This window comes from Pseudomonas sp. zfem005 (assembly GCF_032621735.1).
GTDB classification, from domain to species: domain Bacteria; phylum Pseudomonadota; class Gammaproteobacteria; order Pseudomonadales; family Pseudomonadaceae; genus Metapseudomonas; species Metapseudomonas solani.
In genome coordinates, this window is sequence record NZ_JAVYJE010000004.1 from 374,473 (window position 1) to 393,324 (window position 18,852).

At 66.7% G+C, this 18,852-nt stretch carries 21 protein-coding genes; 8 read left to right on the plus strand and 13 right to left on the minus strand.

All coding sequences use genetic code 11. The features are described 5' to 3' along the window. Positions 1-117 precede the first annotated feature (117 nt). Together RTW82_RS11260 and RTW82_RS11265 are read right to left on the minus strand one after the other, a co-directional pair. Positions 118-1,572, minus strand: a complete 1,455-nt coding sequence (locus RTW82_RS11260; protein ID WP_316925127.1) for a TrkH family potassium uptake protein — start codon at positions 1,570-1,572, stop codon at positions 118-120. 77 nt (positions 1,573-1,649) lie between these two features. Further along, a complete protein-coding gene (locus RTW82_RS11265) occupies positions 1,650-3,104 on the minus strand; it encodes a TrkH family potassium uptake protein (protein ID WP_316925128.1) in 1,455 nt (484 codons plus the stop codon). Positions 3,105-3,235: 131 nt separating this feature from the next. On the opposite strand from RTW82_RS11265, the gene RTW82_RS11270 reads away from it, so the two are divergent. Beyond that, entirely contained in the window at positions 3,236-3,793 is a 558-nt protein-coding gene (locus RTW82_RS11270) for a nitroreductase family protein (RefSeq protein WP_316925129.1), read from the plus strand. Between the two features lie 67 nt (positions 3,794-3,860). On the opposite strand, the gene RTW82_RS11275 is transcribed toward RTW82_RS11270, so the two are convergent. From RTW82_RS11275 to RTW82_RS11300, 6 genes are all read right to left on the minus strand, one after another. Next, entirely contained in the window at positions 3,861-5,183 is a 1,323-nt protein-coding gene (locus tag RTW82_RS11275; RefSeq protein WP_316925130.1) for a sensor histidine kinase, read from the minus strand. Between the two features lie 79 nt (positions 5,184-5,262). Continuing rightward, positions 5,263-5,688: a hypothetical protein gene (locus RTW82_RS11280; RefSeq protein ID WP_021221158.1), complete on the minus strand. Its 426-nt coding sequence runs from the start codon at positions 5,686-5,688 to the stop codon at positions 5,263-5,265. Between the two features lie 165 nt (positions 5,689-5,853). Beyond that, the gene (locus RTW82_RS11285; protein ID WP_021221159.1) at positions 5,854-6,531 is read right to left on the minus strand and encodes a response regulator transcription factor; all 678 of its coding nucleotides are present in this window, start codon (positions 6,529-6,531) and stop codon (positions 5,854-5,856) included. A gap of 15 nt (positions 6,532-6,546) precedes the next feature. Continuing rightward, entirely contained in the window at positions 6,547-6,978 is a 432-nt protein-coding gene (locus RTW82_RS11290) for a hypothetical protein (RefSeq protein WP_316925131.1), read from the minus strand. Between the two features lie 41 nt (positions 6,979-7,019). After that, positions 7,020-7,316, minus strand: a complete 297-nt coding sequence (locus tag RTW82_RS11295) for a YciI family protein (protein ID WP_021221161.1) — start codon at positions 7,314-7,316, stop codon at positions 7,020-7,022. Between the two features lie 8 nt (positions 7,317-7,324). Beyond that, a complete protein-coding gene (locus RTW82_RS11300; protein ID WP_021221162.1) occupies positions 7,325-7,915 on the minus strand; it encodes a septation protein A in 591 nt (196 codons plus the stop codon). A 66-nt stretch (positions 7,916-7,981) separates the two neighbouring features. Here RTW82_RS11300 and RTW82_RS11305 point away from each other — a divergent pair, with 66 nt between their 5' ends. The 6 genes from RTW82_RS11305 (at position 7,982) to rluB (ending at position 12,657) form a co-directional block, all read left to right on the plus strand. After that, positions 7,982-8,845, plus strand: a complete 864-nt coding sequence (locus RTW82_RS11305; RefSeq protein WP_316925132.1) for a PHP domain-containing protein — start codon at positions 7,982-7,984, stop codon at positions 8,843-8,845. Between the two features lie 13 nt (positions 8,846-8,858). Further along, positions 8,859-9,494: an L-threonylcarbamoyladenylate synthase gene (locus RTW82_RS11310; RefSeq protein ID WP_148304265.1), complete on the plus strand. Its 636-nt coding sequence runs from the start codon at positions 8,859-8,861 to the stop codon at positions 9,492-9,494. Between the two features lie 122 nt (positions 9,495-9,616). Continuing rightward, positions 9,617-10,315: a segregation and condensation protein A gene (locus tag RTW82_RS11315; protein ID WP_169708463.1), complete on the plus strand. Its 699-nt coding sequence runs from the start codon at positions 9,617-9,619 to the stop codon at positions 10,313-10,315. After that, complete coding sequence (gene scpB / locus RTW82_RS11320) at positions 10,316-11,131, plus strand: SMC-Scp complex subunit ScpB (protein ID WP_316925133.1); 816 nt, start codon at positions 10,316-10,318, stop codon at positions 11,129-11,131. 22 nt (positions 11,132-11,153) lie between these two features. After that, the gene (locus tag RTW82_RS11325) at positions 11,154-11,333 is read left to right on the plus strand and encodes a DUF1289 domain-containing protein (protein ID WP_316925134.1); all 180 of its coding nucleotides are present in this window, start codon (positions 11,154-11,156) and stop codon (positions 11,331-11,333) included. 88 nt (positions 11,334-11,421) lie between these two features. Further along, positions 11,422-12,657: a 23S rRNA pseudouridine(2605) synthase RluB gene (rluB, locus tag RTW82_RS11330; protein ID WP_316925135.1), complete on the plus strand. Its 1,236-nt coding sequence runs from the start codon at positions 11,422-11,424 to the stop codon at positions 12,655-12,657. A 69-nt stretch (positions 12,658-12,726) separates the two neighbouring features. Here rluB and RTW82_RS11335 read toward each other — a convergent pair whose 3' ends face one another. The 5 genes from RTW82_RS11335 to RTW82_RS11355 all read right to left on the minus strand — a co-directional run bounded on the left by RTW82_RS11335 (position 12,727) and on the right by RTW82_RS11355 (position 17,473). Then, on the minus strand, positions 12,727-13,653 hold the full coding sequence (locus tag RTW82_RS11335) for a GGDEF domain-containing protein (RefSeq protein ID WP_316925136.1): 927 nt from the start codon (positions 13,651-13,653) through the stop codon (positions 12,727-12,729). Between the two features lie 251 nt (positions 13,654-13,904). Then, a complete protein-coding gene (locus RTW82_RS11340) occupies positions 13,905-14,645 on the minus strand; it encodes a YciK family oxidoreductase (protein ID WP_021221170.1) in 741 nt (246 codons plus the stop codon). Positions 14,646-14,745: 100 nt separating this feature from the next. Then, the gene (gene mupP, locus RTW82_RS11345; RefSeq protein WP_316925137.1) at positions 14,746-15,417 is read right to left on the minus strand and encodes an N-acetylmuramic acid 6-phosphate phosphatase MupP; all 672 of its coding nucleotides are present in this window, start codon (positions 15,415-15,417) and stop codon (positions 14,746-14,748) included. 5 nt (positions 15,418-15,422) lie between these two features. Continuing rightward, complete coding sequence (gene ubiG / locus RTW82_RS11350) at positions 15,423-16,121, minus strand: bifunctional 2-polyprenyl-6-hydroxyphenol methylase/3-demethylubiquinol 3-O-methyltransferase UbiG (RefSeq protein ID WP_021221172.1); 699 nt, start codon at positions 16,119-16,121, stop codon at positions 15,423-15,425. 26 nt (positions 16,122-16,147) lie between these two features. Further along, positions 16,148-17,473, minus strand: coding sequence for a TRZ/ATZ family hydrolase (locus RTW82_RS11355; RefSeq protein ID WP_316925138.1), 1,326 nt, complete (start codon positions 17,471-17,473; stop codon positions 16,148-16,150). Between the two features lie 113 nt (positions 17,474-17,586). On the opposite strand from RTW82_RS11355, the gene mtnA reads away from it, so the two are divergent. Beyond that, a complete protein-coding gene (gene mtnA, locus RTW82_RS11360; protein ID WP_316925139.1) occupies positions 17,587-18,663 on the plus strand; it encodes an S-methyl-5-thioribose-1-phosphate isomerase in 1,077 nt (358 codons plus the stop codon). Positions 18,664-18,852 lie beyond the last annotated feature (189 nt).

Consider the following 18,852-nt stretch of genomic DNA (forward strand, 5'->3'; position numbering starts at 1 on the left):
CTTCCGGGCCTGTAGGGGCGACTTCAGTCGCCCAGCGGCGCCCGCGCCGCCTCGCATCCGCCGGCCTCCGATCTCCACCTGAAGAGCAGGAGCCGGTTCTCAGCGCATGCGGGAGCCTCAATGCCTCCAGAAGTACGGCGTGCAGATCACCAGCACGGTGATGATCTCCAGGCGGCCCAGCAGCATGCCGAGGGAGAGCAGCCACTTGGCGCCATCGGGCAGGCTGGAGAAGTTGCCCGCCGGCCCGATCACTTCGCCCAGGCCGGGGCCGACGCCGGAGACGGTGCTGGCGGCGCCGGTCAGCGCGGTGATCCAGTCCACCCCCATCAGCGAGAGGCCCAGGGCCATGACGCAGATGGTGATGGTGAAGAAGAAGGAGAAGGTAAGGATCGAGCGGACGATCTCTTCGTCCAGGCGGTGGCCGTTGTACTTCTGCTTGATCACCGCGCGCGGGTGGATCAGCTGGTAGAGGTTGGCCTTGAGCAGGATGTAGGCGACCTGGAAGCGGAAGATCTTGATGCCGCCGGCCGTGGAGCCGGAGCAGCCGCCGATGAAACCCAGGTAGAAGAACAGCATCAGCGAGAAGTTGCCCCACAGGCTGTAGTCGCCCAGGGCGAAGCCGGTGGTGGTGAGAATCGAAGTGGTGTTGACCGCCACGTGGCGCAGGGCGTCGAGCCAATGCAGCTTGGTGGTGGCCCAGTACCAGGTGCCGAGTACCAGCCAGATCACCAGCAGCAGGCCGAGGAAGCCGCGCACCTGGTGGTCCTTGATCAGCGCCTTGCGGTGCCCGCGCAGGGTGGAGACGTAGAGGGCGAAGGGCAGGCTGCCGAGGATCATTACCACCACCGCCACCCAGTGCACCGCCGGCTGCGGCCATTTGGCCAGGGACTGGTCGGAGGTGGAGAAGCCGCCGGTGGAAATGGCCGACATGGCGTGGTTGACCGCGTCGAATGGGCTCATGCCGGCGACCCAGAAGCCCAGGGTGCCGAGCAGGGTGAAGCTGACGTAAACCAGGACGATGTACTTGGCCACCATGTGCGAGCGCGGCATGACCTTGTCGGAGCGGTCGGAGGATTCGGTCTGGAACAGGCGCATGCCGCCGATGCGCAGCAGCGGCAGGATGGCCACCGCCATGCCGATGAAGCCGATGCCTCCCAGCCAGTGCAGCAGCGAGCGCCAGATGAGGATGCCGGGGGACATGCTGTCCAGCCTGCTGAGCACGGTGGCCCCGGTGGCGGTGACTCCCGACATGCTTTCGAAGAAGGCGTCGGTGTAGCTGATGTGCTGGGTGAAGAGGAAGGGCAGCGCGGCGAAGATCGCCACCACCACCCAGCTGGAAACGGTGAGCAGGTACATGTCGCGTGGGCGCAGGTGCACATGCTCCGGGCGCCCGGGGATGACCAGGGCCAGGCCGGCGAGGAAGGTGATCAGGCTCGACCAGACGAAGGAGTGGATGTCCTGGGTGCGTTCGAAGATGAACAGCGTCAGCACGGGGATGGCCATGCTCACGGCGAGGGTGATGAGGAATATGCCGATGATGAAACCGATGATGCGTAGGGTCGGCAATGCCATGGGTCAAGCTCTGAAAGGTGAAGGCCGCCATTCTAGCCGTGCTGGGGCGCCTGTCCACGGCCGGCCTGCCGGTGAGGTCAGTGTTTCCAGAATGCCCGGGTGAAGAGTACCAGCACGGTGAGGATCTCCAGGCGCCCCAGCAGCATGCCGACGGTTAGCATCCACTTCGCCGCATCCGGCAGGCTGGAGAAGTTGCCCACCGGGCCGATGGTCGGGCCCAGGCCTGGGCCTACGTTGCAGACGGCGGTGGCGGCACCGGTGATGGCGGTGGCCCAATCGACGCCAACCAGGCACAGGCCCAGGGCGATGACACCGATGGTGACGGTGAAGAAGAAGGAGAAGGTGATCAGCGAGCGGACAATCTCTTCGTCGATGTTATGCCCGTTGTACTTCTGCCGGATCACCGCGCGCGGGTGCACCAGTTGCTGCAGGTTGGCCTTGAGCATCACCAGGGCCACCTGGAAGCGGAAGATCTTCAGGCCGCCGGCGGTGGACCCCGAGCAGCCACCGACGAAGGTCAGGTAGAAGAACAGCATGACCGAGAAGCTGCCCCAGAGGGTGTAGTCACCCAGGGCGATGCCGGTGGTGGTGACCACCGAGGTGACATTCACGGCGACGATGCGAACGGCGTCGAGCCAGCTGTTTGCCGAGTTGGCCCAGAACCAGGTGCCGAAGAGCAGCCAGGTGATGACCAGGAAGCCAATGAAGCCTCGGACCTGATGATCGCGGATCAGGGCCTTGCGATTGCCTCGCAGGCTGGCAACGTAAAGGGTGAAGGGCAGGCTGCCGAGGATCATCACCGCTATCGCCACCCAGTGCACCGCCGGCTGCGGCCAATGGGCGATGGAACTGTCGGAGGTGGAGAAGCCGCCGGTCGAGATCAACGAGGCGGAGTGGTTGATGGCTTCGAACGGGGTCATGCCAGCCAGCCAGAAGGCCAGGGTGCCTAGCGCGGTGAGGCCGATGTAGACGACGAGGATGTACTTGGCCGCCATGTGCGAGCGCGGCATGACCTTTTCTCCCCAGTCGGAGGATTCTGTCTGGAACAGGCGCATGCCGCCGATACGCAGCAGCGGCAGGATGGCCACCGCCATGCCGATGAAGCCGATGCCCCCCAGCCAGTGCAGCATCGAGCGCCACAGCAGCAAGCCCGGCGAGGCGGTGTCCAGCCCGGTCAGCACGGTCGACCCGGTGGTGGTGATGCCGGACATGGTCTCGAAGAAGGCGTCGGTGTAGCTGATGTGCTGGATGAGCACCATCGGCAGTGCCGCGAAGCAGCACACCACCACCCAGCTGCTGGTGGTCAGCAGGTACATGTCGCGGGGGCGCATGTGCAGGTGTTCGGGACGGCCCGGAGCGACCAGGGCCAGGCCGCAGACGAAGGTGATCAGGCTCGACCAGGTGAAGGCGCTGAGGTCGTCGGTACGTTCGAACACCAGCAGTGCCAGCATGGGCACGACCATGCTGACGGACAGGGTGATGAGAAAGATGCCGATGATGAAGGCGATGATGCGGAGGGTCGGCAGTGCCATGGCAAGTCTGGACCGAGGGAAAAGGAGCGAGATTCTACGTAGGTGCATGACGCTGTAAAGCAGAGTGTGAGCCCGGAATGCGTCGCAACTTCGGCTAGAATGCCGCTTCACTCGAATCTGGAGGTGGCCCGATGGAGGCTCTAGACGCTCTGCTCAACCGTGTATCCCTGTCCCGCCTGGTGGAGCCGGCGCCCGATGCGGCGCAACGCGAGGTGCTGTTCCGCGCCGCCCTGCGTGCACCGGATCACGGCTACCTGCGGCCCTGGCGCTTTCTTACCGTCGAGGGCGAGGCCCGTAACCGGCTGGGCGAGCTGTTGGCCGAGGCGGTGAAGGCCAAGGACCCGCAAGCCCCCGAGGCGGCGGTGAACAAGGCCCTCGGCATGCCGCTGCGTGCGCCCCTGGTGGTGGTGGTGATCGCCAGCCTGACCGCGGGGCACAAGGTGCCGGAAAGCGAACAGGTGCTGTCGGCTGCCTGTGCTGCCCACGGCATCCTCCTGGCCGCCCATGCCCAGGGGCTGGGCGCCATCTGGCGCACCGGCGAGCTGAGCTACGACCGCCATGTCGCCCGTGGCCTGGGCCTGGCGGACAACGAACAGGTGGTGGGTTTCCTTTACCTGGGCAGTGTCGACGGCGAGCGTCGTGGGCCGCCGGAGCTGGCGCCCGCTGATTTCGTCAAAGCCTGGGGCTGATCGGCAGCGGCCCAACGAGCCCGGCGCAGGTTGCCTGCGCCGGGCTTTTTATTGCCTGGAGGGTGGTTCAGTTCAGCGGCCGCAGCGGCAGTTCGATGCTGGCGACGAAACCGCCACCGGGGTGGTTGGCCAGCGCCAGGGTGCCGCCGTGGCGCTCCACGGCGCGACGGGCGATGGCCAGGCCCAGGCCATGGCCGGGAGTTGCCTGGCCCGGGGCCCGGTAGAAGGGCTCACCCAGCTGGGCCAGGTGCTCGGGTTGCACGCCGGGCCCATGGTCACGCACCTGCACGTGCAGCAGGCCGTCGGCCTGGCTGGCGTCTATTTCCACCGGTTGTTCGGCCGGGTTGAAGCGCAGGGCATTGCGCAGCAGGTTGTCGAGGGCTCGTTCGAGCATGTCCGGCCAGCCGTCCACGCGCAGCTCGGCGGGGCAGCGGATCTCGATGCGCTGATCCGGGTGCAGCAGGCGCGCGTCATCGGCCAGGCTTACCAGTAGCGGCCGCACCGCGATCGGGCGGGTGGCGCCCGGCTCGGCGTCGAGGCGAGCGAGGGCGAGGATTTCGCTGATCAGCGCTTCCAGTCGGTCACATTCCTGGCTCAGGCGTGGCCACAGGGCCTCGCGCTGCTCCGGGCCGGCGCGCTCGGCCAGGGCGAGGGCTATGCGCAGGCGAGCCAGGGGCGAGCGCAGCTCGTGGGAGACGTCCCGCAGCAGCTGGCGCTGGCTGCCGATCAGGCCCTGCAGGCGCTGGCCCATGCGGTTGAAGTCGCCGGCCAGCACGCCCAGCTCGTCGCGACGCCGTGACAGGCGCGCCAGGCTGTCCTGCTGGTAGGCCGTCTGGCCGAGGTCGTGCACGGCGCGGCGCAGGCGGTTGAGTGGCCGGGTGATGTAGAGGGTTAACGCCAGGCTGAACAGGGTCAGTACCACCAGGGCGATGCCAAGGGCGCTGAAGGGCCAGAGCAGGCTGCCACGGTGCCAGGCTTCCAGTTCGGGGTAGGGGATGCGGTAGATGAGCAGGAAGGAATCGCCGCTGCGGGTGCTGGTGTATTCCTCGGTGAGGCGGCGCCAGGGCAGGCGTTCATCGTGCTGGCGGGCCTCGAAGGCGGCGGCGCGGGGCGGGAAGGTGCCGCGCACCACGGGCTGGCCGCTGTCGTTGAGGATTTGCACGTCGATGCGGGCGCGGCGCTTGAACTGCTCGAGCATACGCTGCACCTCGTCCGGGCCGCCGACTTCGTAGCGTTGCACCAGGGTTTCCGCCAGGCCTTGCAGGGCGGGGTGGCGGCTGAGGATCCAGGCGTCCTGGTTGAGCGCGCGGCCCAGCAACATGGCGAGGCCGGCGACCAGCGCCAGGGCGAGCCAGAAGGCGGCGAGGATCCGCCAGAACAGTGAACGCACGCGATGCTCCTCCGGAAACGGCAAAGCCCATCAGGCGGGGGCCTGATGGGCGGTAGGACGGGCGGTCAGGCCGCCGCGGTCATTGGGCCTTGGCGCGCTGGGCTTTCCAGGCTTCGAACTCGGCCCGCTCGGCGCGGCGCTCTTCCATCTTCTTCTGCTGCGCGTCGAACTCCTTCTGCTGCTCGGGGGTGAGCAGCGCGCGGATGTCGGCGCGGTTCTTCTCTTCGCTGGCCTTCAGCTCGTCCTGCATGGCCTTCTTGTCGGCGGCGGGCAGCTTGTCCAGGTACTTCTGGGTGATGTCGTGGCGGTTCTTCATGGACTCGCCCATCAGCTTGCCGACCTGGTGGCGCTGGTCGCGGCTGAGGTCCAGCTCCTTGAACAGGCCGGGGCCACCGTGACCGGGGCCGCCGAAGCCGCGTTCCGGGCCGGGGCCACCTTCGGGCATGGCCATGGCGACGGTGGGCAGGGCGGCTGCGAGAAGCAGGGCGGCGATTGTCTTGCGCATGGTCTATCTCCTTGTCTCTGAACCGGCTGGTTGCCGGATGTGCTCAGTCTAGGGAGGGCAAGGTCAAGGGCGGTCAGGCCAGGGTAAAGCTTGGGTAAAGAGAGGTTCAGGGAACTGTTACGAAAGGCCCGGGGCGCTCTGCGACGCGGCGCCGGGTGAGGCGTGTCAGGCGCTGTAGTAGTAGCCGCGGCTGCGCAGGGCGACGATGCGTGGCCGGCCATCGGCGTGCGGGCCGAGCTTCTTGCGCAGGTTGCTGACGTGCATGTCGAGGCTGCGGTCATAGAGGGTGAGCTTGCGGCCCAGGGCCAGTTGCGCGAGCTCCTGCTTGTCCAGCGGCTCGCCGGGCTGGCGCAGCAGGGCCTCCAGCAAGCGGCCTTCGGAAACGGTGAGGCTGATTTCGTGATCGCCGACGTTGACCACGCCACGCACCGGGCTGTAGCAGAGGTCGCCCAACTCCAGCTGGCTGGATTGCGCCGGCGGCTGGGTGCGGCGCAGCACGGCGCGAAGGCGGGCGGTGAGCTCGCGCGGGTCGCAGGGCTTGGCCAGGTAGTCGTCGGCGCCCAGTTCCAGGCCGAGGATGCGGTCCAGCGGCTCGCCCCGTGCGGAGAGCATTAGCACCGGCAGCTCGGGGTGGTCGCCGCGCAATTGCTTGAGCAGTTCCAGGCCGCTGCCGTCGGGCAGCATCACATCGAGCACGACGACCGCCGGTGCATGGGCCGCGAGGGCGGCGCGGGCACTGACGCCGTCGTGGCAGGCGCGCACGCTGAAGCCTTCCTGGCTCAGCCAGCTGTTGAGCAGCTCGCAGAGTTCCTGGTCGTCGTCGATCAGCAGCAGTTCACTCATGGCCGTCGTTTCGCATCAGTTGATCCACGGGCGGGGCTGGCGTCGTCCGCCGCGGGCGAACAGGCCGATCAGCAGCGACAGCAGGGCGACGCCGCCGCCGATGGCGAACCACATCTGGTCGTCGCTGACCAGGCGCGGCGAGCGATCCGCCTGGGCCTCCTTGAGTTGCAGCTTGAGGCGCTGGTTTTCCTGGCGCAGGCGCGCCAGCAAGGCGGTGTCGCGTTCGGCCGTGGTGCCGTTGGCCAGTTGGGCGGCCAGCTCGTTGCGCTGGCGCTCGCTTTCCGCCAGGCGCTGCTGCAGGGCGGCAAGCTCCTGGGCAGCGACGTTTTCCACCGGGCGCGGCTCCACCGCCACGTTGGGGGCCACCGTTGGCAGGGCCTCTTCGGCCTGGGCCAGCGCGACGGTCAAGGACAGGGCGAACAGCAGGGACAGCGAGGCGTGGCGCATCGGAACTCCTGTTTCCTACGAATGGATTCTGCGTGCTGCTGTCAGAAGACCTGCTTGAAGGGTTTTACGGTCACGTTGGCGTAGACACCCGAGGTGCGGAAGGGGTCGGCATCGGCCCAGGACTGGGCGGCGACCAGGGACTCGAACTCGGCGACGACCAGGCTGCCGGTGAAGCCGGCGCTGCCCGGGTCGTTGCTGTCCACGGCCGGGTGCGGGCCGGCCAGTACCAGGCGGCCTTCGGCTTTCAACTGCTCCAGGCGGACGAGGTGCGCGGGGCGGTTGGCCACGCGTTTTTCCAGGGAGTCGGCAACATCGGTGGAGATGATCGCGTAGAGCATGACAGTCCTTATTCTTGAGGTTTTTCGGATTCGGGATCGTGCATGTGGCGCGCCAGGAAGATGCCCTGGCCGATGAGGAATAGCAGGGTCAGGCCCAGGCTGCCGAAGACTTTGAAGTCGACCCAGAACTCTTGATAGGTGAAGGCGACATAAAGGTTGGCGAAGCCACAGAACAGGAAGAAGACGATCCAGGCCAGGTTGAGGCGCACCCAGATGGCCTGGGGCAGCGCCACGGCGTGGCCCATGACGCGCTGGATCAGCGGCTTGTCGCCGATGAAGTGGCTGGCGGCGAAGCCCAGGGCGAACAGCCAGTTGACCACCGGCGCCTTCCACTTGAGGAAGGTTTCGCTGTGGAAGGCCAGGGTCAGGCCGCCGAACACCAGGCAGGCGGCCAGGGTCAGCCACTGGCCTTTTTCCAGGCGGCGCTGGGTGACGAAGATCGCCCCGTAGACCACCACCGAGGCGGCGATCAGCACGGCGGTGGCGCTGAAGATGCCGCCCAGCATGACGCTGTGCCCGGCGAATTCGATGGCGCGTGGCTCGAGCTTGTAGACGATGAAGAAGAGGATGAGCGGGATGAAGTCGATGAATTGTTTCACGGCGGCAGCCAGAAGCGGGATGTGGCGGCATAATAACAAACCATTCTCGTAGCGAAAGCGCACGCCATGCACATTGATCTGCACTGTCACAGCACGGCCTCCGACGGCGCCCTGGCGCCCGCCGTACTGGTGGCGCGCGCCCATGAAAAGGGCGTGCGGGTGCTGGCGCTGACCGACCACGACACCCTCGAAGGGCTGGAGGAAGCGCGCAGCGCCGCCGCCGACTTGGATATCGAACTGATAAACGGCGTGGAGCTGTCCTGCACCTGGGGCGGCGCCACGATTCACGTGCTCGGCTATGCCTTCCGTCAGGACGCGCCAGAGCTGCGCCAGGCCATCGCCGACCTGCACCAGGGCCGCTGGTCGCGGGCCGAGGAGATCGACCGGCGCCTGGCCGCCAAGGGCATGCCCGGGGCGCTGGAAGGTGCGAGAGCGATCCAGCGCGAACTGGGCGACAGCGGTAACGCGCCGGCACGCCCGCATTTCGCCGAGTTCCTGGTGCGCGAGAAGCATGTGCGCGACCGCGCCGAGGCCTTCCGCAAATGGCTGGGCTCGGGCAAGCTCGGCGACGTCAAGCAGCACTGGCCGCCCCTGGCCGAGGCGGTGGGTACGCTGCGTGCCGCCGGGGCCTGGATCAGCCTGGCGCATCCCTACCATTACGACTTCACTAAGACCAAGCGTCGCAAGCTGGTGGCGGATTTCATCGCCACCGGCGGCCACGCCATAGAGGTGGTCAACGGTATGCAGCCTGCGGAGCAGGTGGGCGTGTTGACCATTCTCGCCCGCGAATTCGGCTTGCTGGTGAGTGCCGGCAGCGATTTCCACGCACCTGGGGACTGGTCGGAGCTGGGCGTGTACCGACCCATACCGGAGGGCCTGCCGCCCCTGGCGGCGCGTTTCCAACATGCACAACGACCAACTGAACGCTGAACAGGGAGATAACGTGAGTCAGTTTTTCCAGGTCCACCCGGAGAATCCCCAGCCGCGGCTGATCAAACAGGCGGTGGAGATCGTCAGGGCGGGGGGCGTGATCGTCTATCCGACCGACTCCTCTTATGCGGTCGGCTGCGCCATCGGCGAGAAGAACGGCGTGGAACGCATCCGCCGCCTGCGCCGCCTGGATGACAAGCACAACTTCACTCTGGTCTGCCGCGACCTTTCCGAGCTGGGGCTGTTCGCCAAGGTCGACACCGCTGCGTTCCGCCTGCTCAAGGCGCATACGCCCGGGCCTTACACCTTCATCCTCAGCGCCACCCGCGAAGTGCCGCGCATGCTGCTGCACCCCAAGCGCCGCACCATCGGCCTGCGGGTGCCGGACCACCCTATCGCCCTGGCGTTGCTGGAGGAGCTGGGCGCGCCCTTGATGAGCGCCACCCTGACCCTGCCCGGTGAAGCCCTGCCGATGAGCGATCCCTACGAGATGCGCCAGATCCTCGAGCACCAGGTGGACCTGATCATCGACGGCGGTTATGGCGGCATGGAAGCCTCCACCGTGGTCGACCTGTCCGAAGGCGAGCCGCGCCTGGTGCGCGCGGGGTGTGGTGACCCGGCGCCCTTCCTGACGGACGCCGAAGCGTGAGTGCAGAGGCTACGCCCCAGGTCGATAGCCAGGCCGGTGCCCAGCAGGAGCTGCCGTTCGCCCTGGTCTACGGGCAGGCGGTCACCGAGCTGCCCATCGACCTCTATATCCCGCCGGATGCCCTGGAGGTGTTCCTCGAAGCCTTCGAAGGGCCGCTCGACCTGCTGCTCTATCTGATCCGCAAGCAGAACATCAACATCCTCGATATTCCCGTGGCGGAGATCACTCGCCAATACATGGGCTATGTCGAGCTGATGAAGTCGGTGCGTCTGGAGCTGGCCGCCGAGTACCTGGTGATGGCCGCCATGCTCGCCGAGATCAAGTCGCGCATGTTGTTGCCGCGCTCCAGCGAGGCGGAGGTCGAGGAAGAAGACCCGCGCGCCGAGCTGATCCGCCGCCTGCAGGAGTATGAGCGCTATAAGGCCGCCGCCGAAGGCATCGACATGCTGCCCCGGGTTGGCCGCGACAACACCGTGCCGCGCCTGGATGCTCCCGAGGCGCGGGCCCGCAAGCTGCTGCCGGATGTGAGCCTGGAAGAACTGCTGCTGTCCATGGCCGAGGTGCTGCGCCGCGCCGACATGTTCGAAAGCCACCAGGTGACCCGCGAGGCGCTGTCCACCCGCGAGCGCATGAGTGAAGTGCTGGAGCGCCTCAAGGGGGGCGCCTTCCTGCCGTTCGTCAGCCTGTTCACCGCCGAAGAAGGGCGATTGGGCGTGGTGGTGACCTTCATGGCAGTGCTGGAGCTGATCAAGGAACAACTGGTGGAACTGGTGCAGAATGAGGCCTTTGCACCCATCCACGTCCGCGCAAGAGCCGAGTAGATGAACCTTAACGACCCCAAGGAGCTGGCCTCCCTGCTCGAGGCGTACCTGCTGGCTTCCGGCAAGCCGCTGTCGCTGGAGCGCATCGCCGAGCTGTTCGAGGAGGCCGAGCGACCGGAGCTCGCGCAGATCCGTGCCGCACTGGCGATCCTGGCCACCTCCTGCAAGGGGCGCGCCTTCGAACTCAAGGAAGTGGCATCCGGTTACCGCCTGCAGGTGCGTGAACGCTTCGCGCCCTGGGTCGGCCGCCTGTGGGAGGAGCGCCCGCAGCGTTATTCCCGCGCGATGCTGGAAACCCTGGCGCTGATCGCCTACCGCCAGCCGATCACCCGGGGCGAGATCGAGGACATCCGTGGCGTGGCGGTGAACAGCCAGATCGTCAAGACGCTGATCGAGCGCGAGTGGATTCGTGTGGTCGGTTACCGCGATGTGCCCGGCCGCCCGGCGATGTTCGCCACCACCAAGGGCTTCCTCGACCATTTCAACCTGAAGAACCTCGATGACCTGCCGCCGCTCGCCGCCCTGAGAGAGCTGGAGCCCGAGCCGGTTCTGGCCCTCGATGACGTCGACGTGCCGGTGCCCGAAGGCTTGCAGGCGCGCGCCGACCTGGCGAGCGAAGAGCCCGCCGAGCCCCGCGAGGAAACCAGCTTCCGCTCCTTGCTGGCGGAGCTGGACACCATGGAGCAGGGGTTGAAGATCGACTTCGACGACCTGCCCGTCGCCGACGCCGAGCAACCGGCGGGCGAGGAGCCCGCCGAGGTGGGCGCGGGCGACGAGGCGCTGTTCGATGAGGCGCCTGACGAGACCCGTCACTGAGGCCACAAGACGAGGCGCTGCGATGAAGGACCCCTGCATCAAGGTTTGCCAGTTTGCCGACGACGTTTGCCGGGGGTGCGGACGTACCCGCAGCGAAATCAAGGGCTGGAAGAAGCTCGGCAAGCAGGCGCGCCGCGAGGTGCTGGTCGAAGCCGATATGCGCCTGCTGGCCCTCGCCGCGACCGGCCGGCGAAAACGCTGACGACCCCGCGCGCTCTCAGCTAGCCTGAGGTTCGCCCGCCGCGTATGATGCGCGACCTTTTTGAATGACTACACCGGGAGGTGCCCAGATGAACGAAGACGAATACAGCCCCGCTGGGGAAAAGCTGCAGAAGGTCCTGGCCCGCATTGGCCTGGCTTCGCGCCGAGACATCGAGGCCTGGATCACCGAAGGCCGCGTCAAGGTCAACGGCGTGGCCGCGACCCTCGGCCAGCGCGTCGACCGTCATGACGCCATCAGCGTCGACGGCCGCCTGCTCAAGCGCGAGGAAGAGACCGAAGCCGTCCGCCGCGTGCTGATCTACAACAAGCCCGACGGCGAAGTCTGCACCCGCGACGACCCGGAAGGCCGCCCTACCGTATTCGAGCGCCTGCCGCGGCTGCGCGCTGGCCGCTGGATCAACATCGGTCGTCTGGACATCAACACCACCGGCCTGCTGCTGTTCACCACCGACGGTGAGCTGGCCAACCGCCTGATGCACCCCTCCTACGAGATGGACCGCGAGTACGCCGTGCGCGTGCGGGGCGAAGTCACCGAGGAGATCCTGGAGAACCTGAAGAACGGCGTGATGCTGGAAGACGGCCCCGCCAAGTTCACCGACATCCAGGAAGCGCCCGGCGGCGAAGGTTTCAACCATTGGTACCACTGCGTGGTGATGGAAGGCCGCAACCGCGAAGTACGTCGCCTGTGGGAATCCCAGGGCTTGGTGGTCAGCCGCCTGAAGCGCGTGCGTTTCGGCCCGGTGTTCCTCACCTCCGAGCTGACCATGGGGCGCTGGCGCGAGATGAGCCAGTCCGAAGTGGACATCCTCAGTGGCGAAGTGGGCCTCAAGCCTATCCAGCTGCCGGAGGTTTCCAGCAAGCACAAGGACAAGGTCGAGCGCATGCAGCGCAAGCTGGTCAAGCCGGTGAGCGGCCGTGGCCGGCGCCAGGGCGATGAGCGCCCGGCCCGTGGTCGTGGTGAGGGTGCCGAGCGCCCGAGTCGTGCGCCGCGTGGTGAAGGTTCCGATCGTCCGGCCCGTGCTCCTCGTGGCGAGGGTGCGGACCGCCCGGCACGCAGCCCCCGTGGCGAAGGTGCTGAACGTCCCGCCCGTGCTCCGCGCCCGGCGGCCCGTGGCGAGCAGAACCGTGGCACGCCCCTGGCGGAGCGCCCGCGTGATGTGGCCAAGAAGCCCCGTGGCAAGCCCCAGGGTGATGCCAGCGAAGTGGCTGAACGCCCGCAGCGCAAGCCGGCACGCCCGGTAAGCAAGCGCACCAACGGGCCGGCAGGCGAGGGCCAGCGCCCCGGTTTCGGCCGTAAGCGCTGATTTGTCGATGCAATGAAAAAGGGGCCCGATGGGCCCCTTTTTCGTGGGTGTCGTTCGCGTCGGCGGGGCTTAGCCAGCCATGGACAGGCGGTTGCGGCCATTGCGCTTGGCCACGTAGAGGGCGCTGTCGGCACGACGCAGCAGGCTGTCCACTGATTCGGCCGGCAGCAGCGTGGCGCAGCCCAGGCTCATCGACAGCTCGATGGGGCGCCCGCCCACCAGGTGCTGGATTTCCATCACGCCCATGCGCAGGCGCTCGCCGACCATGCCGGCGGCTTCGCGGCAGGTGTTGGAGAGCAGGACGAGGAATTCCTCGCCGCCGTAACGGAACACCATGTCGACGTTGCGCAGCTTGCCCTTGAGGGTGGCGGCCACGGCTTTGAGCACTTCGTCGCCGGTGCTGTGGCCGTATTCGTCGTTGATGCGCTTGAAGTGGTCGATGTCCAGCATCAGTACGGACAACGGCTGCAGGTTGCGGCGCGCCAGATCCACCTCGCGTTGCAGCGCCTGGTCCATGGCGATGCGGTTGCCGGTGTCGGTCAGCGGGTCGCGCAGTGCCGATTGCACCGCGGTGCGGTAGAGCAGGGCGTTGCGCAGCGGGAAGAGCATGCAGGCGAGCAGCGATTCGAGCTGGCTCAGTTCGGCATCGTCGAAACGCTGGCGGCGGCGGAAGATCAGCTCGCCCAGGTACTCGCCCTCGTGGCTCAGGCGGTAGCCGGCCGAGTGGGCGGCGCGTTCGCCATATTCCAGGCGCAGGTCGCTGCTCTGGTGCTGGTAGGCCAGGGCGTCGAGGGGGACGAGGCGCTGCACTTCACGGAAGAACAGGCTGACGATGCGCTCCACATCCAGGCTGGTCTGCAGCTGCATGCTCAGCTGGCGACGCAGTTCCAGCAGGGTCATCTGCCGCAGCTTGCTTTGGGCCGGGCTGGTAAAGCCCAGGCGCTGAAGCTTGGCAGCATCGAAATCTATGGTGTTGGTAGGGGTGGACGGGACCATTTGGCGAACCTCTGACGCTCGAAGCGACGACACCAGGCATAGAGCGATTTCCGTGCCAGAACCGTTTTTCGTCTTCAAAAGCGTTTGGATTCAAGGTGTTATCTGTAGTGGCAAAAAGCCGGTGGCAAGCTTTTGCCGGTGGATTGGCGCACGCCTGGCAATGTGATGCCGTTCACGAGAGGGCGGTGCCGGTTTAATGGCGGAGGGGCGGCGGCGACCGTTGCGGTCGCCGCGTGAGGCGGGGTGTCGGGTTACTGGGCGTCGAAGGCCTGGCCGTTGACGCCGGTGCTGTCGGCACCCATGAGGTAGAGGTAGACCGGCATGATGGCGTCGGGCAGCGGATTGTTTTCCGGGTTCTCGCCCGGGTAGGCCTGGGCGCGCATGCTGGTGCGGGTGGCGCCGGGGTTGACGCTGTTGGAGCGGACGTTGGCGATGCCGTCCAGTTCGTCGGCCAGGGTCTGCATCAGGCCTTCGGTGGCGAACTTGGAGACCCCGTAGGCGCCCCAGTAGGCGCGGCCCTTGCGGCCAACGCTGCTGGAGGTAAAGACCACCGAGGCGTCGCTGGACAGCTTGAGCAGCGGCAGCAGGGTGCTGGTCAGCATGAACATGGCGTTGACGTTGATCTGCATGACACGCATGAAGTTGTCGCCGGACAACTGTTCCATCGGCGTGCGCGGGCCGATGATGGAGGCGTTGTGCAGTAGGCCGTCGAGGCGGCCGAATTCGTTCTCCACCATGGCCGACAGCTCGTCGTACTGGTGCGGCTGGGCGGTTTCCAGGTTGAAGGGGATCACCGCAGGCTGGGGGTGACCCGCCGCTTCGATCTCGTCATAGACCTGGTTGAGGTTGGCTTCGGTCTTGCCCAGCAGCAGCACCGTGGCGCCGTGGGCCGCGAAAGCCTTGGCGGCGGCGGCGCCGATGCCGCGGCCTGCGCCGGTGATCAGGATGACCCGGCCCTTGAGCAGGTCGGGGCGGGCGGAATATTGGAACATGTCGGGCTCCTTCGGAGAGCTGCAGGCTGCAAGCCTGAAGCTGAAAAGTAAGGTGAAGGGGCGTCTTGCAGCTTGTGGCTTGAAGCTCGCCCCTGCTGCGTCAGCAGCTACACAGCGCGCGATCGAGTACGGCGCGCAGTTCGAGGGGGTGGTCGACGACCACGTCGGCGCCCCAGTGGCTGGGGTTGTCGTCGGGGTGGATGTAGCCATAGGTGACGGCGGCGGTGCGGGTGCCGGCGGCGCGGCCGGACTCGATGTCACGCAGGTCGTCACCGACGAAGAGCACGCTGGCCGGGTCCAGCTGCAGGCGGCTGCAGGCCAGGAGCAGGGGCTCGGGGTCGGGCTTGCTGTTCTTCACGTGGTCCGGGCAGATGAGGATCGCCGAGCGTTCGGCCAGGCCGAGCTGCTGCATGATCGGCTCGGCGTAGCGCACCGGCTTGTTGGTGACCACGCCCCAGATCAGGCGTGCCTTCTCGATATCCTGCAGCAGTGCATCGATGCCGTCGAAGGGGCGGGTGAGCACGGCGCAATGGGCCTGGTAGCGCTCCAGGAATTCCTGGCGCAGGGTTTCGAAGCCCTCGGCTTGCGGGGCCATGTCGAAGGCGGCGGCGACCATGGCGCGGGCGCCGCCGGAGACCTGGTCACGGACCAGCTTGTCGTCCAGGACCGGCAGGCCCCGGTCGACGCGCATGGCCTGGGTCACGGCGATGAAGTCCGGCGCCGAGTCCAGCAGGGTGCCGTCCATGTCGAAGAGTACCGCTCTGAGGCGCATGCCGGTCACTCCTCGCGCAGCGTGTGGATCATGTAGTTGACGTCCACGTCGCTGGCCAGCTTGTAGTGCTTGGTGAGGGGGTTGTAGGTGAGGCCGATGATGTCCTTCACCTGCAGGCCGGCGGCGCGGCTCCAGGCGCCCAGCTCGGAGGGGCGGATGAATTTCTTGAAGTCATGGGTGCCGCGGGGCAGCAGGTTCATGATGTATTCGGCGCCCACGATGGCGAACAGGTAGGCCTTGGGGTTGCGGTTGATGGTGGAGAAGAACACCTGGCCGCCCGGCTTGACCAGGGTCTGGCAGGCGCGGATCACCGAAGCCGGGTCCGGCACGTGTTCGAGCATCTCCAGGCAGGTGACCACATCGAACTGGCCGGGCATCTCGGCGGCCAGCTCTTCGGCGGTGATGCGGCGGTATTCCACCGGCACGCCGGATTCCAGCTGATGCAGGCGGGCGACGGCCAGGGGCGCTTCACCCATGTCGATGCCGGTGACCTTGGCGCCACGCTGGGCCATGGCCTCGCTGAGGATGCCGCCGCCGCAGCCGACGTCGAGCACCGTCTTGCCGGCGAGGCGGGCGCGCTCGTCGATCCAGTTGACCCGCAGGGGGTTGATGTCGTGCAGCGGTTTGAATTCGCTTTCGCGGTCCCACCAGCGGTGGGCGAGGGCTTCGAATTTGGCGATTTCAGCGTGGTCGACGTTGCTCATGGAGACACCTTTTCATCAATCGGAATTCAGTGGCCGGCGATCCGCTCGCCCCAGGCTTTCGCGGTGGCGATCAGGCGGTCTTCGTCCAGGCGGGTGAGACGGCCTGCATCGAGCAGGGGCTTGCCGTCGACCCACACATGCCGGACGCAATCGCGGCCGGTGGCATAGATAAGCTGCGAAACCGGGTCGTAGACCGGTTGCTGCGCCAGCCCGGAGAGGTCGAAGGCGACCATGTCGGCGGCCTTGCCGATCTCCAGCGAGCCGGTGTCCTGTTCCATTCCCAGGGCCCGCGCTCCATTGAGCGTAGCCATGCGCAGGGCGCGGTGGGCGTCCAGGGCGGTGGCCGAGCCGGCGACGGCCTTGGCCAGCATGGCGGCGGTGCGGGTTTCGCCCAGCAGGTCGAGGTCGTTGTTGCTGGCGGCACCGTCGGTGCCCACGGCGACGTTGACCCCGGCCAGCCATAGGCGCTCCACCGGGCAGAAGCCGCTGGCGAGCTTGAGGTTGGATTCCGGGCAATGGATGACGCTGGTGTTGCTTTCTACCAGCAGTGCCAGGTCTTCATCGCTGATCTGGGTCATGTGCACGGCCTGGAAGCGCGGGCCGAGCAGGCCGAGGCGGGCCAGGCGGGCCAGGGGGCGTTCACCGCGCTGCTCCAGGCTCTGCTGGACCTCGAACGCGGTTTCCTGCACGTGCATGTGGATGCCGGCATCCAGCTCTTCGGCGAGCATGCGGATGTTTTCCAGCTTGTCGTCGCTGACCGTGTAGGGCGCATGGGGGCCGAAGGCGACCTTGATGCGCGGGTGGTGCTTGAGGTCGCTGAACAGTTCGAGGCCATGGCGGATGGCTTCGGCGGCGTCGAGGGCGCCGGGAATGGGGAAGTCGATGACCGGGATGGTGATCTGCGCCTTGATCCCGCTGCCGTGCACCGCCTCGCTGGCCACGGCGGGGTAGAAGTACATCTCGGAGAAGCAGGTGATGCCGCCCTTGATCTGCTCGGCGATGGCCAGTTCGGTGCCGTCACGGACGAAGGCCTCATCGACCCATTTGGCCTCGGCCGGCCAGATGTGCTGCTCCAGCCAGGTCATCAGCGGCAGGTCGTCCGCCATGCCACGGAACAGCGACATGGCGGCGTGGCCGTGGGCGTTGATCAGCCCGGGAGCCAGCAGCATGCCTGGCAGCTCGCGCACTTCCGTCGCGGGCCAGCGCAGGGCCTCTTCGCGCGTGGCGATCAGCGCGATACGCCCGTCGCGGATGCCCAGCGCATGGTCACGCAGAACCATGCCTGCGGGTTCCACGGGGACTATCCAGGTTGGCAGCAGGAGCAGGTCGAGCGGGGCTTTGGCGTCGGGCATGGTGGCGCATCCTGGGCGCAGGAAAATATCGCGGCAGTATACCCGAGCCAGACAGGCTCGGGATCGCTATAATCCGCGGTTTTTCCGCGAGTTTATTGGTGGCGAGGTGTTCCATGCGTGAGCAACTGTTGGCAGCCGAGAAGGTGATCGCCATCGACTGGCGGGACGGGGTCCTGCGACTGCTCGACCAGCGCCTCCTGCCCCAGGAGGAAACCTGGCTGGAATACGCCACGGCGGCCGACGTCGCTGACGCGATCCGTCTGATGGTGGTGCGTGGTGCGCCGGCCATCGGCATCAGTGCCGCCTACGGGTTGGTATTGGGTGTCCGTGCGCGGCTGGCGGCCGGCGGCGATTGGCGTGAGGCACTGGAGCAGGATTTCAGTGTGCTGGCGGACTCGCGACCCACGGCGGTCAACCTGTTCTGGGCGCTCAATCGTATGCGCGAGCGTCTGGATCGCCTCAAAGATGGCGAAGACCCGCTGCAGGTGCTGGAGGCAGAAGCGGTCTCCATTCACGAAAGCGACCGCGAGGCCAATCTGACCATGGCCCAACTGGGCATGGAGCTGATCCGCAAGCACCAGGGCAATCCCCAGGCCCTGTTGACCCATTGCAATACCGGTGCCCTGGCCACGGGCGGCTTCGGGACTGCGCTGGGGGTGATTCGCGCCGCCCACCTCGATGGGCTGGTGGAGCGCGTGTATGCCGACGAGACCCGCCCCTGGTTGCAGGGGGCGCGCCTTACCGCATGGGAGCTGGCCAACGAAGGCGTGCCGGTGAGCCTCAATGCCGATGCCGCGGCAGCGCACCTGATGAAGACCGCCGGTATCACCTGGGTGATAGTCGGGGCGGACCGCATCACTGCCAATGGCGATGTGGCGAACAAGATCGGCACCTACCAGTTGGCGGTGTGCGCGATGCACCATGGTGTGCGCTTCATGGTCGTGGCGCCGAGCTCCACCATCGATATGGCGCTGGAGAGCGGTGATGACATTCCGATCGAGGAGCGTGAAGGGCGCGAGTTGCTCGAGTTGGGTGGCAAGCGGGTGGCGGCCGATGTGCATGCGGTCAATCCGGTGTTCGATGTGACCCCGGCGGATCTGATCGACGCCATCGTGACCGAGAAAGGCATTGTCGAACGGCCCGACACCGCCAAGCTGGCGCAGCTGATGTGCCGCAAACGCCTGCATTGAGGCGTGGGCCTGCGCCCGGCGGGGCTGGGTGCAGGGCAGTGACTGTGGTAAGCTCCGCCAGTTATCGAGCCTCCCTTTGCAAGGTCGGCATTCTGTGCGGATCCGTGGCTTAACTCGTTGATTTGTCGTGAGTCGTGCTGGCGCAGCCAGGCGACGAGCCTCGCGTCATCCAGGAAGGATGTGTCGGGG

Excerpts from the sequence above, each read along its gene's own strand:
- RTW82_RS11325 (WP_316925134.1), top strand. The coding sequence starts at position 11,154 with ATGAAGGACCCCTGCATCAAGGTTTGCCAGTTTGCCGACGACGTTTGC.
- RTW82_RS11335 (WP_316925136.1), bottom strand. The coding sequence starts at position 13,653 with ATGGTCCCGTCCACCCCTACCAACACCATAGATTTCGATGCTGCCAAG.
- RTW82_RS11260 (WP_316925127.1), bottom strand. The coding sequence starts at position 1,572 with ATGGCATTGCCGACCCTACGCATCATCGGTTTCATCATCGGCATATTC.
- mupP (WP_316925137.1), bottom strand. The coding sequence starts at position 15,417 with ATGCGCCTCAGAGCGGTACTCTTCGACATGGACGGCACCCTGCTGGAC.
- RTW82_RS11305 (WP_316925132.1), top strand. The coding sequence starts at position 7,982 with ATGCACATTGATCTGCACTGTCACAGCACGGCCTCCGACGGCGCCCTG.
- RTW82_RS11280 (WP_021221158.1), bottom strand. The coding sequence starts at position 5,688 with ATGCGCAAGACAATCGCCGCCCTGCTTCTCGCAGCCGCCCTGCCCACC.
- RTW82_RS11270 (WP_316925129.1), top strand. The coding sequence starts at position 3,236 with ATGGAGGCTCTAGACGCTCTGCTCAACCGTGTATCCCTGTCCCGCCTG.
- mtnA (WP_316925139.1), top strand. The coding sequence starts at position 17,587 with ATGCGTGAGCAACTGTTGGCAGCCGAGAAGGTGATCGCCATCGACTGG.
- ubiG (WP_021221172.1), bottom strand. The coding sequence starts at position 16,121 with ATGAGCAACGTCGACCACGCTGAAATCGCCAAATTCGAAGCCCTCGCC.
- RTW82_RS11295 (WP_021221161.1), bottom strand. The coding sequence starts at position 7,316 with ATGCTCTACGCGATCATCTCCACCGATGTTGCCGACTCCCTGGAAAAA.
- RTW82_RS11355 (WP_316925138.1), bottom strand. The coding sequence starts at position 17,473 with ATGCCCGACGCCAAAGCCCCGCTCGACCTGCTCCTGCTGCCAACCTGG.
- rluB (WP_316925135.1), top strand. The coding sequence starts at position 11,422 with ATGAACGAAGACGAATACAGCCCCGCTGGGGAAAAGCTGCAGAAGGTC.
- scpB (WP_316925133.1), top strand. The coding sequence starts at position 10,316 with ATGAACCTTAACGACCCCAAGGAGCTGGCCTCCCTGCTCGAGGCGTAC.
- RTW82_RS11340 (WP_021221170.1), bottom strand. The coding sequence starts at position 14,645 with ATGTTCCAATATTCCGCCCGCCCCGACCTGCTCAAGGGCCGGGTCATC.
- RTW82_RS11290 (WP_316925131.1), bottom strand. The coding sequence starts at position 6,978 with ATGCGCCACGCCTCGCTGTCCCTGCTGTTCGCCCTGTCCTTGACCGTC.
- RTW82_RS11285 (WP_021221159.1), bottom strand. The coding sequence starts at position 6,531 with ATGAGTGAACTGCTGCTGATCGACGACGACCAGGAACTCTGCGAGCTG.
- RTW82_RS11265 (WP_316925128.1), bottom strand. The coding sequence starts at position 3,104 with ATGGCACTGCCGACCCTCCGCATCATCGCCTTCATCATCGGCATCTTT.